A 15219-nucleotide genomic window follows, 5' to 3' on the forward strand; every position below is an offset into this window, starting at 1 on the left:
TCGCCACCCTTGACCGTGCCCACTTCCTCACGCAGGCCCACGCATGAAAGTCGAACCCCGCCCGTTGATTCCCAGTGATGTGCGCAGCGCGCCGGTCGAGGCTGTTCGCCCGGTCAATTCACGCCAGGCCACCGCCTTCGAAGCGGTCCTCAAGACGCGCAAAACCCAGACCCGGCGTTCCCTGCGCAGTGACCTCGAAGCGCTGACCAGCGCCGCCGGAGTTGATTCGTTGCTGTTCGGCAGCGCCCGTTCCCTGCAACTGCTCGAACACGTGATGGAACACATCCTGCCGACGCTGGACGCGGAGCCGGCCATTAAACAACTGGCCCACGAGCTGATCGGCGAAGAGATCGACATGCGCCGCAGCCTCGAACAGCAACGCTCGGAGGTACATGCCTGATGGCCCGCGATAACCACGACGCCGTGCAACTGCTCAAGGGCATTGGCGAGCTGTACCGGCGCAATGGCCAGTCGCAACGTGCGTTGGTGATGTTGCTGATTGCGGTCAGTGTCGCGCCCCATGACGGCGTGTTGCTGCGCTCGCTGGTGCTGGCGTTTACCGACAGCGGCGACGCTAGCCGAGCGCTGAGTGCGCTGGACCGCCTGGTGGCGCTCGAAGGCGAGTCTGCCAGCCTGTTGCTGCTGCGCGCTCGTGCGCTGTGGTACGGCGAGCGCAAGGACGACGCGCGTCAGTGTTTCAAACGCTACCTGGCCGCACGCAGGGCCGGCGCATGAGTGCACTCAACCGCCTCAATAATCTGGCGCGTATGGCCGCGCAGCGCACCGACGTGATCATCGTCGCGTTCATGCTGATGGCGATTGTGATGATGATCATCCCGCTGCCCACCTACCTGGTGGACATGCTGATCGGCCTCAACATTGCCTTGAGCATCCTGATTCTCATCGTCGCCTTCTACATCGGCCACTCTGTGGAGTTCTCCGCGCTGCCGCCGCTGATCCTGCTCAGCACGCTGTTTCGCTTGTCGTTGTCCATCACCACCACGCGCTTGATCCTGCTGCACGGCGATGCCGGGCATATCGTCAAGGCCTTCGGTGACTTTGTGATCGCCGGCCAGGTGGTGGTCGGTATGGTGGTGTTCCTGATCATTACCGTGGCGCAGTTCGTGGTCATCACCAAGGGCGCCGAGCGTGTGGCGGAAGTGGCCGCGCGTTTCACCCTGGATGCCATGCCCGGCAAACAGATGAGCATCGACAACGACCTGCGCAATGGCGATATCGACCAGGCCGAAGCCCGCCGCCGGCGCTCGCGCCTGGAGCGTGAAAGCCAGATGTTCGGCGCAATGGACGGCGCGATGAAGTTCGTCAAGGGCGATGCCATCGCCGGTCTGGTGATTCTGGCGGTCAACCTGCTGGGTGGCATGCTGATCGGCATGATCGAACGCGACATGCCCTTCGGCGTGGCGGTGCACACCTATTCGCTGCTGACAGTGGGCGACGGCCTGATCGCACAGATTCCGGCGCTGTTGATTTCCGTGGCGGCAGGCACCGTGGTCACCCGCGTCAACAGCGACGGTGAAGCCGGTGACTTGGGCAGCGAGATCATCAAGCAACTGGGTGCCAGCTATCGCGCACTGGGCCTGACCGCGTTGATCATGATTGGCGTCAGCTTGTTGCCGGGCTTTCCCACCTGGGTGTTTCTCGGGTTGTCCGCAGCCTTTGGCGGTGCGGCGTTCGTGATGTATCGCCGGCATACCCGCCAGCCCCAAGGCGAGTTGGAAACGTTGGTCGAGACGCCGGAACCGCTGGTCGAAGCCCAGGCCGAACTGGACGACAACCTGCTCCCCGAGACCCGCGTGCTGCTGACCCTCGGCAGTGGCGTGTCCCAGAGCGCGCCCCGCCAGTTGCTGCGCCAGCGGGTCGAAGCGCTGTGCCACGAGCTGCGCACCGACCTCGGCGTGGACGTGCCGGTGCCGGGCATCTACATGGAGGCCAAGGCCACGCCGGGCAGTTACCGCGTCTCCCTGGAAGGTGTGCCGGTCAGCGAAGGCGAACTGCCGATCAACTGCCTGCTGTTGCAGGACGATCCGGTGCATGTGCAGCTGCTGGACATCGCCACCGTGCTCGCCGACTCGCCACTCAACGGTCGCAGCGCGCATTGGATCGAGCGCCAGCACGAAGAGACCTTGCGCAACGCCGGGATTGGTTTCCTGCTGCCCGATGAGGTGTTGCGCGGTGTGCTGGAACGCAGCTTGCGCCGCTATGCCGCCGACTTCCTCGGCATCCAGGAAACCCGTCTGTTGCTGGAGCGCACCGAAGCCACTTACGGCGAACTGGTGAAAGAAGCGTTGCGCCTGGTGCCGTTGCAGCGGGTTGCCGAAACCTTACGCCTGCTGGTCGGTGAAGGCGTGTCGATCCGCAACCAGCGCGCCTTGCTCGAGGCCATGGTGGAGTGGGGCGCGCGCGAAACCGACGCCGGGCGCCTGGCCGAACACTTGCGTGCGGCACTGGCGCGGCAGATCAGCCATCACTACGCCGACCGCAATCGCGTGATCGGCGCGCTGGTGCTGGCGCCGGGGCTGGAAGACCAGCTGCGCGCGTCCCTGCGCCGCCAGGAGGCCCAGCGCGAATTGATCCCCGAAGACCTCAGCCGTGCCTTGCTCGCCCAACTGCGCCAGGCCTGCGACAGCACCCGTGAGGTGAACAGTGCGGTGTTGCTGGTGCACCCGGAGCTGCGCCGCAGCCTGCGCCGGCTGGTGCTGCGCGGCGAACTGGAACTGGCGGTGCTGTCGTTCCGCGAACTGGCCACCGAATACAACCTGCAAGCGTTGGTGACCATCAGCCTTACCGATATCTCGAACCGCCGTGCGCCTGCCACGGCCTCCGTCACTTCCCTGGCGTCTGCCTCATGATGCGTTTTTTTGTGTTGTTGCTCGCTTTGATCTCGTGTGCCAGCCAGGCCCAAGAGATTGCCAATGGCGCCGGTGGCTCGATCAACCTGGCGTCCGGTGAGGGGCGGATTTTGCACTTTGCCGCGCCGGTGGATTCGGTACTGGTGGCCGAGCCGAATGTGGCCGACCTGCAAGTGGTGTCGCCCGGTACGCTCTACATCTTCGGCAAGGCGCCGGGCAATACCAGCCTGATCGCCCTCGGCAACGACGGCAAACAGTTGGCCAGCCTGACCTTGTCCGTCAGCAGCGGCACCCAGGCGGTGACCACGCCGATGCAGGCGTTGCACCCCGGCAACGGCGCGCGCATTACCGGCGCCGGCAACCGCCTGATCGCCAACGGCACGCTTGGTTCGGTGGCCGAAGCGACTGACCTGAACGCGCTGCTCAACCCGCAGGGCCAAGGTTTTCAGAGTGCGATCAACACCACCGAATACGCCGGCGCAGCCCAAGTGAACCTGCGTGTGCGCTTTGCCGAAGTGTCCCGTTCCGAACTGCTGCACTACGGCGTGAACTGGAACGCGATGTTCAATAACGGCACGTTTTCCTTCGGCCTGATCACCGGGGGGCCGTTGGCGGCGGCGACTGCCGGGGGCCTGGCGACGGCAGGCAGCGGCTCGGGCAATGTGAATATCGACGGCATGCTTGATGCGCTGCAGGCCAACGGCATTTTGCAGATCCTCGCCGAACCCAACATCACTGCCATGACCGGCCAGACCGCCAGCTTCCTCGCCGGTGGTGAAGTGGCGATCCCGGTGCCGGTCAACCGCGACCTGGTGGGCATCGAGTACAAGTCATTCGGCGTGTCGCTGCTGTTCAACCCGACCTTGCTGCCCAACGGTCGTATCGCCCTGCAAGTGCGCCCGGAAGTCAGCAGTGTGGTCAGCGGCGGCACCGTGGATTTCGGAAACTTCCATGTGCCGTCCTTCAGCGTGCGCCGTGCCGATACGCGCGTGGAAGTCGGCAGCGGGCAGACCTTTGCGATTGCCGGGCTGTTCCAGCGTCAAAGCAGCCAGGACATCGAGAAACTGCCGCTGTTGGGCGACTTGCCGATCCTCGGCAACCTGTTCCGCTCCAAGCGCTTTCAGCGCAATGAAACCGAGTTGGTGATCCTGATTACTCCCTACCTGGTGGAGCCGGTGCGCGGTCGCACGCTCGCCACGCCCCTGGACGCACAACCGGCTACTGCAGCGGCCACCGGACCGCGCAGCGGCGGGGCGTTCGGTTTCTACATGAATTGATAAGGGGCCTGCCATGACTGCTTTTCGTCTGTTGATGTTGTTGCCCCTGGCACTGATGGGCTGCCAGGCCCACTTGGCGCCGGTGTATTACTCGCCGCACTACCAGGCGGATGGTTGGCCGACTCAGTGCCAGCAACCGGCGGCCAAGGATGCGATCGGGCTGGATGAGGATTTCAAACCGACCCTGCCGTTGGGCTGTGCGAACAATTTGAATTTGCTGCAGATGGTCGAGCGCAAGCAGGACCTGAACCAGGGCCGCGCCACGGGGCCTGCCATGGCCGCGCCGGTGGGGCGTGCGGCGCAGGTGTACATCGAAGGGTTTGATCGTGAGCAGTTGCAGCGGCGCAAGGATCAGCAGGAAGCCAAGGCCGGCGCCACCGGAGGTCAGCAATGATTGCGCGCGGCCCGATGTCCGGTGAGCGCGGGCGTGCTGGCGAAGGTCACGGATTCAGGCCTGCGTTTGGCCCGCGTGGTTTAACCGGGCGCCCAGGATTAAAAGCACAACCAAACCCCGATCAACCAACGGCCGGTCGTGTCTCAGCGCGGGTCAACCAGCCCCAGTTCCCTGGCCTGCGCCACCGGATCACTGATCGCTTTGATGCGCTTGGCTTCGATCACCAATCGCCCGCGCTCGGCGGCGGGAATATCGTCCAACGGCAGTCCGGCAACCTTTTGCTCATACCCCGCCAGCACCATCACCAGCAGCTCATTGCGCTGATGCCGGGGCAGGGCGCGGGGCGACTGGGTGACGGGGGCGATGGTGTCCAGCGCCTGTTGCGACTGCCCGCCGAGGGCGTAGGCCAGGGCCAGGTTGCAGCGGTTGTCGAGGTCGTCGGGTTGCAGGCTGAGGCTTTTCGCGAAAGCGGTTTGTGCCGCCGTGGCCTGGCCATTCAGGACCTGGGCGATGCCCAGGCGCGTGTAGGCGACGGGCAGGTGGTTGATGTCGGCAGCCTGGCCCAACGCAGTCACGGCGCGTTGGGTTTTGCCCAACTGCAACTGCGCAGTGCCGAGACCGAGCAGGGCGTCGGCGTTGTGGGCGTCCAGGCCCAGCGCTTGCTGGTAAGCGCGCTCGGCGCCGAGTGCGTCCTTGGCGTCAAGCCTGGCCTGGCCGAGCTTGAGCCACACGTCGATACCGGCTCCCGGTTGCTGGGTGGCGCGCTCGTACAACGCAGCGGCGCTGGCATAGTCGCCGCGCTTGCTCAGGTCATTGGCCAGTTGCAGGGACTTGTCGGAATCGGTCGCAGGTTTGCTGGAACAGGCAGCCAGCAGCAGGGTACTGGCAAGCAGAAAATTCTTGGTCATCGTCACAACTCGTCGGGCGAAGGCGCAGGCCATGTAAGCATATTTTTGCTGGCGCTCCTATGGCTGTTCAGCGCCGGTTTTGCCCACGCTGGCGAAGAGCCTGAATGGTTTTCCACACCCTATGCCTACGTGCTGGTCGATCAGGATGTGCGCAGCGCGCTGGAAGAATTCGGCCACAACTTGGACGTGCCTGTGGTGCTCTCGGAGAAGGTGCGCGGCAAGGCCCGCAGCACTCTTCGCGCCGCCACCGCCGGTGAATTTTTGCAGACGCTGTGCAGCACCAACGGCCTCACCTGGTACTTCGACGGCCACCTTCTGTACCTCAACAGCAGCGACGAGATCAGCACCAAACTGTTCAAGGCCAGTGCGCTGAACCTCGACCAGTTGCAGGCCTATCTCAATACCCTCGACGTATTCGGCCAGCAACTGTCGATGCGCAACGGCCCCGAGGGCGATGAAGTCTTCGTGACCGGCCCGCCGCCGTACCTGGCGCTGGTGCAACAGCATGTGGATCACCTGCAACCCACGGCCGTGGCCCCCCCGATGGCGCGCGAGCGCGGTGTGCGGGTGTTTCGCGGCGCGCAAGTCAGTACCGAAACCCCAACCCAGTAAAGGAGCAGCACCATGTCCGTAACGGCCGTAGACAGCAACCTCGCCCCCGGTGGCGTCAGCCCTGAAGCCAAGTTCAACGCCGCAGTGGATAACGCCAAGGCGGCGGATAAACCGGCAGATAGCACCGACGCGGACGACGCCAAGTTCAACGATGCGTTGATCACCCAGGCCGTCACGATCGGCGGCCAGTTCATCATCATGCCGAAGATGCAGGAACTGCTGAACGACGCCATGTCCGATGACGACGAAGAGTAGGAAGCCCCTATGACTATCAGTCTCGCCGCCGGCGCTACGGCCTTGCCGCCGTCCGCCGGTGCGGGGCCCGCCGGGGCCTCGCAGAACCTGTTCGAGCACATGGCAAACACCGCCAAAGGCATGCCCGAGGGCGCGAGCCCGCACCAGATCGGCTCGGGCCTGATGGAGCGTATGAACAGTTTCATCGACCGTACGCGGGCCTTCTCCGAGCGTGCCGACCTGCTCACCAACAACCCGTCGGCACCGCCGCCCGCTTCGGCTGAGATCCGCACTGCGAGTGCTTCACCGTCCGCTGAGCCGGGGAAAAAGGTCGGCGAGCAACAGGTCGATCAGATCGTCCATTCCCTGGGCAAGATGTTCGACTACTCCATCGAAACCCAGATGGTGGTGCGCGGTGCGACGCAGATTTCCGGTTCCGCCAACACGTTGCTCAAGGGGCAATAACACCATGCCAAGCCCAAACCGCGCACTGCGTCTGTTGCTGATCGGCCTGCTCGCCAGCCTGCTGCAAGCGTGCAACACCGACCTCTATACCAACCTCAGCGAACGCGATGCCAACGCCATGGTCGCGGTGCTGCTGCGCGGTGGGATTCCGGCGGAGCGCAAGACCCAGGACAACGGCCAGCTCAAAGTGGTGGTCGACGAGGAGCGCTTCGCCGAAGCGATGACGCTGCTCGACAACGCCGGTCTGCCGCAACAGAGCTTTTCCAATATGGGCGAGGTGTTCAAGGGCAATGGCCTGGTGTCCTCGCCGGTGCAGGAGCGGGCGCAGATGATTTACGCCCTGAGCGAAGAACTGTCGCACTCGGTGTCGCAGATCGACGGCATTGTCGCCGCCCGTGTGCACGTGGTGCTGCCGGACAATGACTTGCTCAAGCGCGTGATTTCACCGTCTTCGGCCTCGGTGCTGGTGCGGTACGACCCGGGCACCGACATCAACACGCTGATCCCGCAGATCAAGACGCTGGTTGCCAATGGTATTTCCGGCCTGAGTTACGAAGGCGTCTCGGTGACCGCGATCAAAGCCGCCGTCGCCATCAGCCAGAACCCGGCGCAACCACGGCTGGCGCGCTTCATGGGCTTGTGGCTGCTGGAAGACAACCTGCCCCAGGCACGTTTTATATTTGGCAGTTTGCTGCTGATCGCCCTGGGTGCCCTCGGGGTACTGGCCCGTCAGCATTGGGCGCGGCGCCAGTCCCAGGCGTTGTATGTGCTCAAGGAGGGTGAATGAGCGTGTTGGCGCGCTGGCAAGGGTTGATCGCCGAGCCTTTGCAGTTTGTGCGTGGCCCCAGCCTGGGCGCGTGCTTTGCGGCTGATTTGCCGGATGACGTGCTGCACGCCCTGCAGGGCCAGCCGCGTTTTCGCCCGCGCCTGGAGCAGTTGCTGGTCAGCCATTACCAACTGGCGCCCCTCGCACAGTTGGCCACCCCGCCAGTGAGTGATCTGCCGGTGTTGCTGCTGTCGCCTGCGCAATTTGCCCGTTTGCCGAGGTTGTGCGGTGCGATCTGGCATGGCGCGACCTTGAGCCGCGAGATCCGCCGCGACGTGGTCCAGGCGTTGCGTGAAGGCTTGGGCGCGGAGGTCTTCGTTCAGGCCCTGGCCTTGCGCCAACTCGGCGGCGCCGCGGATTTGCTGCGTGAACCTGCCGAACTGATCGAGGCAATCGACCGTGACGGCCACGGCTGTGTTGCCGCGTGGCTGCACGCCCAGCACGCCGATTGGCGGGGTTGGCTGCGTTTGCGTTTCGACTTCCCCAAGGGCTACAGCGCGCGGTTGCCGCGTGACCTGGAGATCGTCCAGGCCGCCGCCGCGTGCTTGCTGGCCGAGGACATCACACCATGAGTGAATTACCGAGCCGCCCCACGGCGCGCATTTTGCGCGCTGAAGACGCTGCGTTGTGGAGCGATGGTTTTGCGTTTCTGCAGGCTGCCAAAGCGCAGGCGGAGCAGATCAAGGCCGACAGTGACCAGTGGCTGCAAGCCGCCCGCGCCGAGGGCTTTGAAAGCGCGCGGCAAGAGGGCGCCGAGCACGTTGCGCAGTTGCTGGTGCAGACCCAATCCCAGGTGCAGCAGTACTTGAGCAGCCTGGAGGCGTCGCTGGCCGACCTGGCTTTAGGCATCGTGCGCGAAGTGCTCGGCGAGCTGGACAATGCTGAGCGTCTAACGCGGTGTACGCGTCAGGCCTTGAGCGCGTTTCGCCAGGACCAGGCCTTGACCCTCTGGGTGCCGCCTGCCGAGGTCGACGCCTTGCGCCAACGCCTCACGCGCGACGGCCTGGTGATTGCCGTGGCGGCAGATGAACAACTGGGTGCCGGCCAGGCTCGCCTGAGCAGCCCGGCGGGCTCGGTTGAACTGGGTGTCGAAGCCCAATTGCAAACCCTGCGCCGCAGCCTGCTGCCGTTTGCCGAAGAAGGTGTGGCATGAACCTGGCGCAACTGCTGCCACGCCTGACCGAGCGCCTCAACCAGACACGCCTGCGGCCAATGCACGGCACGGTGTTGAGCATTCGGGGTGTGCTGTTGCGCGCCAGTGTCGCCGGGGCAAGCATCGGTGAATTGTGCCAACTGCGCGACCCGGTCAGTGGCCGCAGCCTGAGTGCCGAGGTGATTGGCTTTGAGGGCGACGAGGCGATTCTTTCGCCCATCGGCTCCATGGAGGGCCTGTCCACGCGCACGCAAATCACCGCCACCGGCGAGGCCCTGGGTGTGGCCGTCGGTGACGCGCAGCTCGGTCGAGTGATCAGCCCGATGGGCGAGTTCCTCGACGGCGACGGCACACCGCCGACCCTGGCCTTGCACCATTACCCATTGCACGCCGAACCGCCGGCACCGTTTTCCCGGCAACTGATCGTGCGCTCCATGGCCCTGGGCATTCGCGCCATCGACGGCTTGCTGACCCTGGCCCAGGGCCAGCGCATGGGCATCTTCGGTGAGCCTGGGGTGGGCAAGTCATCGTTGCTCGCCAGCATCATCCGCAACAGCGAAGCCGACGTGATCGTGATTGGCTTGATCGGCGAGCGGGGCAGGGAAGTGCGTGAACTGCTCGACGTGCAACTCGATGCCCCGGCGCGCGCGCGCACGGTGGCGGTGGTTGCCACCTCTGATCGCCCGGCGGCCGAGCGTGTGCGGGCTGCATTTGTCGCTACGGCCCTGGCCGAATATCACCGCGACCAGGGCCGCAACGTGTTGCTGTTGATGGACAGCCTGACGCGTTTTGCCCGCGCCCAGCGCGAAATTGGCTTGGCCGTGGGCGAACCACCGACCCGTCGCGGGTACCCGCCGTCGTTTTTCTCGATCTTGCCGCGCCTGCTGGAACGCGCCGGCCCCGGCCCCACCGGCAGCATCACCGCGTTGTACACCGTGCTCACCGAAGGTGATGCCGCCAGTGACCCGGTGGCCGAGGAAGCCCGCTCGATTCTCGACGGGCACATCGCCCTCAGCGCCGAACTGGCCCAGCGTAACTACTTCCCGGCCGTCGACGTATTGCGCAGCCGCAGCCGCTTGATGGAGCAAGTTGCCGCAGAGGAACACAAACGCCTGGCCATGCGCATTCGTGAGCTGATGGCGCGCTACGGCGAAATCGAAATGCTGATCCGCGTGGGCGAATACGCTGCCGGCAGCGACCCGTTGGCCGATGAAGCCATCGCTCGCCACGCCGCTATCGAAGCCTTCCTGCGCCAGAACGCGGATGAACCCAGCAGCCTGGAACACACCTTGATCCGCATGCGCCAGGTATTGGCATGACACAGGAGCGAACCCAATGAAAACCGACCAACTGCGCACCCTGCAAACCTTGCGGGTGCTGCGCGAACAACGGGCCGCCAGCCAGTTGGCTGCCCAGCAGCAGCGCTGCGCGCACACCCATGGCGTATTGACCGACGCCAAGGAGCACTTGCGCCGGCACCGTGAAGCCATCGCCGAGGAAGCCCGTCAAGTGTACGCGTCCCTCACCGAGGGCTTGTCGGTGGCCAGTTGGCAGGCGGCCCAGGAGCGTTTGCGCGGCCTGTCGGATGACCAGCAGCAACTGGAAAACGACGTGACCCACGTGTCCACCACCTTGCACAGCCAGGAGCGCGAGCGTGATCTGTTTCGCCAGGAGCGCCTGAACCGCCAGCGCCAATCCGACGCCTGGCAAAGCCTGCTCGACGGCCGTGAACGCGCTGAGCGCCGGCTTGGCGAATTGCGTGACGAAGGCATTGGCACATGATCGCAGCCCTTGCCGTTCCATTGGCGCCGTGGCTGACGCACTACGACCCGGCCTTGCTCACCCTGCATAACCAACTGCACCGACGCCGTCGCGCCTGGCAGGGCCGATGCGCCGGGCAAGACCTGCGGGTGAGCTGGGCCGCCGCCACCGCCACCGTCAGTAGCCCGTGCGAGGTGCCGCTATTGCTCGGCCGCGCCCCGGCGCGCCTGCGCCTCTCGGCCGCTGCGGTGGAGCAGGCGCTGGTGCCGTTGGCGCTGCAGTTCGATGTGCAGTTGCTGCCCTCGTTGCCACGCGCGTTGTTACTGGAATTGGCGGTGCTCGACTTGATCGAGCGCCTCGAGCCGCTGCTCGGTCATGCGGTGCAGCTCCTGGCGGCCACCGACGGGCAGCGAGATTACGCCGTGCGCCTGTCGCTTGAGCTGACCTTTGGCAATCAGCCGGCCATGAGCGCGCACCTCGATCTGAGCGAAGGCGCCGCTGTGCTCATCGCGCAGTTGCTCGACCAATATGCCCAGCCTGAACCGGACCCATTGCCCAACCTGCGCCAGACCTTGGCGCTGGTCGCCGGGCGGCAGTCGCTGACCTTGGGTGAGCTGCGCAGTTTGCGCCCCGGCGATGTGCTGATGCTTGAGCCAGGCTCGGGCTTGTTGCTCGACCTGGACGGGCGCCTGCAGGCCCGCTGCCAATACCACGGTGAAGCCTTGCGTGTGCAGGAAGAATTGACAACGCCCCTTTTGGACATGGAGAACACGATGACTGAGGTTGATGCTGCTGCGGCCCTGGATGACCTGCCGCTCAAACTGGTGTGCCAGGTCGGCAGCCTGGAACTGACCCTGGCGCAATTGCGTGAGCTGGGCGCGGGCAGCCTGTTGCAGCTCAATACGCCCGACGTGGACAGCGTCGACCTGATGGTTAACGGGCGCCGCGTCGGCCAGGGGCAACTGGTGAAAATCGGTGATGGCTTGGGTGTGCGGCTGCTGAGTTTTGCCACTCCATGACCGGTTATCAGCCGAATCTGATCGAGATTATCCTGGTCGTTGCGACGATCGGGTTGATCCCGTTGGCGGTGGTGACGCTCACCGGTTTCATGAAGATCTCGGTGGTGTTGTTCCTGATCCGCAACGCCCTCGGCGTGCAGCAGACTCCGCCAAACCTGGTGTTGTACGGCATTGCGCTGATTCTTTCGGTGTACGTGACCACGCCCTTGATCGGCGATATGTACCGGCAGGTGGAGGGCCGCGATCTCAACATCGAGCATGTGGAGCAACTCAAGGACTTGGGCGATGCCCTGCGCCCGCCGTTGCAGGCGCACCTCAAGCGCTTCGCGAATGAGTCCGAGCGTGGCTTTTTTGTGCAGGCTACGGAAACGATCTGGTCGCCTGAGGCGCGTGCCGACCTGCGCGATGACGACCTGGTAGTGCTGATCCCGGCGTTTGTCAGTTCGGAACTCACGCGCGCCTTCGAGATCGGCTTTTTGCTGTACATCCCGTTTTTGGTGGTGGACTTGCTGGTGTCCAACGTGCTGATGGCCATGGGCATGTCGATGGTCTCGCCGAACTTGATTTCGATCCCCTTGAAGATTTTTTTATTCGTGTCGCTGAGTGGCTGGTCGCGCTTGATGCACGGTTTGATTTTGAGTTACGGCTGAGGCACGACCCATGGGCCAGGATGTTTTCCTGTCATTGATGAAACAGGCGCTGATGACTGTGCTGATGCTCTCGGCGCCCGCGCTGGGGGTGGCGATTATCGTGGGCTTGAGCGTGGGGCTGTTCCAGGCGCTGACGCAGATCCAGGACCAGACCCTGCCGCAGGTGGTGAAGCTGGTGGCGGTCCTGTTGACCATCGTGTTCCTGGGCCCGGTGTTGGCCGGGCAAGTGGCGGAGTTGGGGAGCCAGGTGCTCGACAATTTCCCGTTGTGGACACGCTGACCGCCCATGGATGCCAGCCTTACCGCGCAGTTCCTGGAAGTCGCCTACCCGGTGATCAGCGCCGCCTCGCTGGCCGCCTGCCGGGCCATGGGCGTGGTGGTGATTACCCCGGCCTTCAACCGCCTGGGCCTCACCGGGATGATTCGTGGCTGTGTGGCCGTGGCCATTTCCATCCCGATGTTCTTCCCGGTGTTCGAAGCACTCACCGCGATGCCCGAACATGGCAGCGTGTTCATCGCCGGGTTGCTGATCAAGGAATTTTTGATCGGCATTCTGATCGGGTTGTTGTTCGGCATTCCGTTCTGGGCGGCAGAGGTGGCGGGGGAGCTGATCGACCTGCAGCGCGGCTCGACCATGGCGCAGTTGGTGGACCCGCTTTCAACCGGCGAATCGAGTGTGATGTCGACCCTGTTGACGGTGATGCTGATCACGCTGTTTTTCATGTCCGGCGGTTTTATCCTGATGGTCGACGGTTATTACCACAGCTACCAGTTGTGGCCGGTGACCGCATTTACCCCGGTATTTGCCAGCTCGGCACTGCTGGCGGTGCTGTCGATCCTCGACCAGATCATGCGTGTTGGCGTGCTGATGGTTTCCCCGTTGCTGATCTCGCTGCTGATTACTGACTTGATGCTTGCCTACCTGTCGCGGATGGCGCCGAACCTGCACATTTTCGATTTGTCGTTGCCGGTGAAAAACCTGTTTTTTTCGATCCTGATGGTGATCTACATCGGTTTCCTGATCCCGTTGATGCTCGACCAGTTGGCGGCGTTTCGCGGCACCGTCGAATTGCTCAAAACCCTGGCAGGCATGGAGTAGCCGATGGCCGACACCAGCGAAGAGAAATCCCAGCCGGCCACCGACAAAAAGCTCAACGACGCCCGCAAGAAAGGCCAGGTCGCCAAGAGCCAGGACCTGGTGTCGGGCATGGTCATTCTGTTCTGCACCTTGTGCATCTCCATCCTTGCGCCCCGGGCCATGGCGCAGGTCACGGCGCTGATTGACCTGACCGCGCGCATCTACATCGAACCCTTCGCCACGGTGTGGCCCCGGGTGCTCGACCATGCCGAACAACTGATCATCGGGATCACGCTGCCGGTGATGGCGGTGACCACCGGCGTGGTGATCCTGACCAACCTCATCACCATGCGCGGCTTTGTGTTTTCGGTGGACCCGATCAAGCCCGAGTTCAAACGCATCAACCCGGCGGAGGGCATGAAGAAGATCTTCGCCTTGCGCAACCTGGTGGAGTTCCTCAAGGGGCTGGTCAAGGTGCATGTATTGGCGATCGCGTTTTACGTGGTCGGCAAGCACGCGTTACAGGCGCTGATGGAGTCATCACGCTGTGGTGCCGAGTGTATGGAATCGACGTTTTTCCTGGTGCTCAAACCGCTGGTGTTCACGGTGCTGTGCGCGTTTCTTACGGTGGGCGCGGTGGATGTGCTGATGCAGCGCTGGCTGTTCGGACGCGACATGAAGATGACCCGCAGCGAAACCAAGCGCGAGCGCAAAGACATCGACGGCGACCCGCTGATCAAGAGCGAACGGCGGCGCCAGCGCAATGAAATGCAGGCGCTGGCCACCAAGCTGGGGTTGAGCCGGGCGTCGATGATGATCGGCACCACCGATGGCTGGGTGATTGGCGTGCGCTATGTCCGCGGGGAAACGCCGGTGCCGGTGATCGTGTGTCGCGCATCACCGGAAGAGGCCTTGTTGATGTTGCAGGAGGCCTACGATCTGGGGATTCCCCATGCGCCGGACAAGTCCCTGGCGGCGGCTATCGCCAGGAAAGCCGTACCCGGCGACCCCGTGCCGGATGCCTCATTCCAGGCCGTGGCCGATTGGCTTGTGGCTGCGCGCCTGATCTGAGCCAACCTGAATCAAACCGTGGAATGACTTATTGTGATGAGCGGGCTTGCCCTAATGCCAGTCAGTTAAGCGAACGAAATGCTCAATGCAGCGAAGATCAAATGTGGGAGCGGGCTTGCCCGCGAAGACGTCGGCCCAGCAAACATTGATGTTAACTGACCCACCGCTTTCGCGAGCAAGTCGAATCGTCGCACCGCCGCTCCCACAGGGGATCTGCGCTTAACTGACTGGCATTAGGGCTTGCCCCGCGCCGGGCTGCGCAGCAGCCCCAATAAGATCAGATGGAGGTTGTAGCTCATCATCTACGAGGTCACTCAATTTCATTCGATGCCATCAGTTGCATCCGCCAGGTACGCCACTTATGATTCGCCTCGTCGTTGCCAATTCAACGACTCAGGCTTGGTCGCCTGAAACCTCAGTGCGCACAGGCGCCATCCTTCGAAAGTCGGCGTTTTTTTTCGCCCACACTTTCGTGTTATGGCAGCTGTGCGCGGGACGCCTTCGGGTGTGCCGGGTATCACTGAGGCCCGGTCGACCAACCTGCGTACAGCTGTCACCCTTTGTTTGGTCGCAAAAGTGGCAGCTCCCCTACCTCAGTGGAGTATCGCCAATGTCATATATCCCGCTTCAAATCAGTGCAAGTGAACACCCGGTGCTATTCATCAATTCTCAAGCATCTCTTTGTGACTTACACGCGGTTGCAGGGGAGAGAATGCGTGCCGCGAAAGACGCTATCGAAAGTCTGGCGTGTATGGATCTCAAGACAATCGATATCGAAGATCTGACTCATTTTGTTCAAACGGCTTCGTTGTTGGCGCAAGACGGCTATGCAATCTGGAAAGTATTGGAAGCCAGGGCGATGGAAATTGAGTATCCGCGCTAAACGGGTTTCTTAGATGTA

Annotated in this window: 20 protein-coding genes; 19 read left to right on the top strand and 1 reads right to left on the bottom strand. The window is 63.2% G+C overall.

Annotation, left to right across the window (positions count from 1 at the left end; all coding sequences use genetic code 11):
- The first annotated feature begins 43 nt into the window (after positions 1–43).
- From JFT85_RS27195 to JFT85_RS27215, 5 genes are read left to right on the top strand one after another with little or no spacing between them, the layout of a single operon-like run.
- The gene (locus tag JFT85_RS27195) at positions 44–400 is read left to right on the top strand and encodes a hypothetical protein (protein ID WP_053256870.1); all 357 of its coding nucleotides are present in this window, start codon (positions 44–46) and stop codon (positions 398–400) included.
- Entirely contained in the window at positions 400–735 is a 336-nt protein-coding gene (locus tag JFT85_RS27200; protein WP_053256869.1) for a tetratricopeptide repeat protein, read from the top strand. The genes JFT85_RS27195 and JFT85_RS27200 overlap by 1 nt, the downstream gene beginning before the upstream one ends.
- A complete protein-coding gene (gene sctV, locus JFT85_RS27205) occupies positions 732–2870 on the top strand; it encodes a type III secretion system export apparatus subunit SctV (RefSeq protein ID WP_201230754.1) in 2139 nt (712 codons plus the stop codon). Before JFT85_RS27200 ends, sctV begins: the two co-directional genes overlap by 4 nt.
- Positions 2867–4147, top strand: a complete 1281-nt coding sequence (locus JFT85_RS27210) for a type II and III secretion system protein family protein (RefSeq protein WP_053256867.1) — start codon at positions 2867–2869, stop codon at positions 4145–4147. Before sctV ends, JFT85_RS27210 begins: the two co-directional genes overlap by 4 nt.
- A gap of 13 nt (positions 4148–4160) precedes the next feature.
- On the top strand, positions 4161–4541 hold the full coding sequence (locus tag JFT85_RS27215; protein WP_201230756.1) for a hypothetical protein: 381 nt from the start codon (positions 4161–4163) through the stop codon (positions 4539–4541).
- Between the two features lie 143 nt (positions 4542–4684).
- On the opposite strand, the gene JFT85_RS27220 is transcribed toward JFT85_RS27215, so the two are convergent.
- Positions 4685–5449 (bottom strand): tetratricopeptide repeat protein, encoded by a 765-nt coding sequence (locus JFT85_RS27220; protein ID WP_053256865.1) that lies wholly within the window; start codon positions 5447–5449, stop codon positions 4685–4687.
- A 39-nt stretch (positions 5450–5488) separates the two neighbouring features.
- Here JFT85_RS27220 and JFT85_RS27225 point away from each other — a divergent pair, with 39 nt between their 5' ends.
- The 14 genes from JFT85_RS27225 (at position 5489) to JFT85_RS27290 (ending at position 15201) form a co-directional block, all read left to right on the top strand.
- Positions 5489–6061, top strand: coding sequence for a hypothetical protein (locus JFT85_RS27225; protein WP_053257994.1), 573 nt, complete (start codon positions 5489–5491; stop codon positions 6059–6061).
- A 12-nt stretch (positions 6062–6073) separates the two neighbouring features.
- Positions 6074–6316 carry a hypothetical protein gene (locus JFT85_RS27230; RefSeq protein ID WP_053256864.1) on the top strand — a complete coding sequence of 81 codons (243 nt, stop codon included), beginning with the start codon at positions 6074–6076 and terminating at the stop codon, positions 6314–6316.
- A 9-nt stretch (positions 6317–6325) separates the two neighbouring features.
- Entirely contained in the window at positions 6326–6760 is a 435-nt protein-coding gene (locus JFT85_RS27235; RefSeq protein ID WP_053256863.1) for a hypothetical protein, read from the top strand.
- A gap of 4 nt (positions 6761–6764) precedes the next feature.
- Positions 6765–7547 (top strand): type III secretion system inner membrane ring lipoprotein SctJ, encoded by a 783-nt coding sequence (sctJ, locus tag JFT85_RS27240; RefSeq protein WP_069552841.1) that lies wholly within the window; start codon positions 6765–6767, stop codon positions 7545–7547.
- Positions 7544–8158: a type III secretion protein gene (locus JFT85_RS27245; RefSeq protein WP_069552842.1), complete on the top strand. Its 615-nt coding sequence runs from the start codon at positions 7544–7546 to the stop codon at positions 8156–8158. The genes sctJ and JFT85_RS27245 overlap by 4 nt, the downstream gene beginning before the upstream one ends.
- A complete protein-coding gene (sctL, locus tag JFT85_RS27250; RefSeq protein ID WP_053256860.1) occupies positions 8155–8739 on the top strand; it encodes a type III secretion system stator protein SctL in 585 nt (194 codons plus the stop codon). The genes JFT85_RS27245 and sctL overlap by 4 nt, the downstream gene beginning before the upstream one ends.
- The gene (locus JFT85_RS27255) at positions 8736–10058 is read left to right on the top strand and encodes a FliI/YscN family ATPase (protein WP_078826795.1); all 1323 of its coding nucleotides are present in this window, start codon (positions 8736–8738) and stop codon (positions 10056–10058) included. Before sctL ends, JFT85_RS27255 begins: the two co-directional genes overlap by 4 nt.
- 16 nt (positions 10059–10074) lie before the next feature.
- Positions 10075–10521, top strand: coding sequence for a hypothetical protein (locus tag JFT85_RS27260; RefSeq protein WP_053256858.1), 447 nt, complete (start codon positions 10075–10077; stop codon positions 10519–10521).
- On the top strand, positions 10518–11519 hold the full coding sequence (gene sctQ, locus JFT85_RS27265) for a type III secretion system cytoplasmic ring protein SctQ (protein WP_053256857.1): 1002 nt from the start codon (positions 10518–10520) through the stop codon (positions 11517–11519). The genes JFT85_RS27260 and sctQ overlap by 4 nt, the downstream gene beginning before the upstream one ends.
- Positions 11516–12169, top strand: a complete 654-nt coding sequence (gene sctR, locus JFT85_RS27270; protein WP_017137580.1) for a type III secretion system export apparatus subunit SctR — start codon at positions 11516–11518, stop codon at positions 12167–12169. The genes sctQ and sctR overlap by 4 nt, the downstream gene beginning before the upstream one ends.
- Before the next feature lie 10 nt (positions 12170–12179).
- On the top strand, positions 12180–12449 hold the full coding sequence (gene sctS / locus JFT85_RS27275; protein ID WP_003208314.1) for a type III secretion system export apparatus subunit SctS: 270 nt from the start codon (positions 12180–12182) through the stop codon (positions 12447–12449).
- 6 nt (positions 12450–12455) lie between these two features.
- Positions 12456–13268, top strand: coding sequence for a type III secretion system export apparatus subunit SctT (gene sctT, locus JFT85_RS27280; RefSeq protein WP_053256855.1), 813 nt, complete (start codon positions 12456–12458; stop codon positions 13266–13268).
- A gap of 3 nt (positions 13269–13271) precedes the next feature.
- Positions 13272–14318: an EscU/YscU/HrcU family type III secretion system export apparatus switch protein gene (locus tag JFT85_RS27285; protein ID WP_053256854.1), complete on the top strand. Its 1047-nt coding sequence runs from the start codon at positions 13272–13274 to the stop codon at positions 14316–14318.
- A 610-nt stretch (positions 14319–14928) separates the two neighbouring features.
- Positions 14929–15201, top strand: a complete 273-nt coding sequence (locus JFT85_RS27290) for a hypothetical protein (protein ID WP_069552846.1) — start codon at positions 14929–14931, stop codon at positions 15199–15201.
- The last annotated feature ends 18 nt before the right edge of the window (positions 15202–15219 follow it).

The sequence above is a fragment of the Pseudomonas sp. TH04 genome, from assembly GCF_016651355.1.
Lineage (GTDB): Bacteria > Pseudomonadota > Gammaproteobacteria > Pseudomonadales > Pseudomonadaceae > Aquipseudomonas > Aquipseudomonas fluorescens.

Coding starts and splice junctions, on each gene's coding strand:
- JFT85_RS27285 (WP_053256854.1), top strand. CDS start 13,272: ATGGCCGACACCAGCGAAGAGAAATCCCAGCCGGCCACCGACAAAAAG.
- sctJ (WP_069552841.1), top strand. CDS start 6,765: ATGCCAAGCCCAAACCGCGCACTGCGTCTGTTGCTGATCGGCCTGCTC.
- sctQ (WP_053256857.1), top strand. CDS start 10,518: ATGATCGCAGCCCTTGCCGTTCCATTGGCGCCGTGGCTGACGCACTAC.
- JFT85_RS27245 (WP_069552842.1), top strand. CDS start 7,544: ATGAGCGTGTTGGCGCGCTGGCAAGGGTTGATCGCCGAGCCTTTGCAG.
- JFT85_RS27200 (WP_053256869.1), top strand. CDS start 400: ATGGCCCGCGATAACCACGACGCCGTGCAACTGCTCAAGGGCATTGGC.
- JFT85_RS27290 (WP_069552846.1), top strand. CDS start 14,929: ATGTCATATATCCCGCTTCAAATCAGTGCAAGTGAACACCCGGTGCTA.
- JFT85_RS27210 (WP_053256867.1), top strand. CDS start 2,867: ATGATGCGTTTTTTTGTGTTGTTGCTCGCTTTGATCTCGTGTGCCAGC.
- JFT85_RS27195 (WP_053256870.1), top strand. CDS start 44: ATGAAAGTCGAACCCCGCCCGTTGATTCCCAGTGATGTGCGCAGCGCG.
- sctR (WP_017137580.1), top strand. CDS start 11,516: ATGACCGGTTATCAGCCGAATCTGATCGAGATTATCCTGGTCGTTGCG.
- JFT85_RS27220 (WP_053256865.1), bottom strand. CDS start 5,449: ATGACCAAGAATTTTCTGCTTGCCAGTACCCTGCTGCTGGCTGCCTGT.
- JFT85_RS27215 (WP_201230756.1), top strand. CDS start 4,161: ATGACTGCTTTTCGTCTGTTGATGTTGTTGCCCCTGGCACTGATGGGC.
- sctV (WP_201230754.1), top strand. CDS start 732: ATGAGTGCACTCAACCGCCTCAATAATCTGGCGCGTATGGCCGCGCAG.
- sctS (WP_003208314.1), top strand. CDS start 12,180: ATGGGCCAGGATGTTTTCCTGTCATTGATGAAACAGGCGCTGATGACT.
- sctT (WP_053256855.1), top strand. CDS start 12,456: ATGGATGCCAGCCTTACCGCGCAGTTCCTGGAAGTCGCCTACCCGGTG.
- sctL (WP_053256860.1), top strand. CDS start 8,155: ATGAGTGAATTACCGAGCCGCCCCACGGCGCGCATTTTGCGCGCTGAA.
- JFT85_RS27260 (WP_053256858.1), top strand. CDS start 10,075: ATGAAAACCGACCAACTGCGCACCCTGCAAACCTTGCGGGTGCTGCGC.
- JFT85_RS27235 (WP_053256863.1), top strand. CDS start 6,326: ATGACTATCAGTCTCGCCGCCGGCGCTACGGCCTTGCCGCCGTCCGCC.
- JFT85_RS27230 (WP_053256864.1), top strand. CDS start 6,074: ATGTCCGTAACGGCCGTAGACAGCAACCTCGCCCCCGGTGGCGTCAGC.
- JFT85_RS27255 (WP_078826795.1), top strand. CDS start 8,736: ATGAACCTGGCGCAACTGCTGCCACGCCTGACCGAGCGCCTCAACCAG.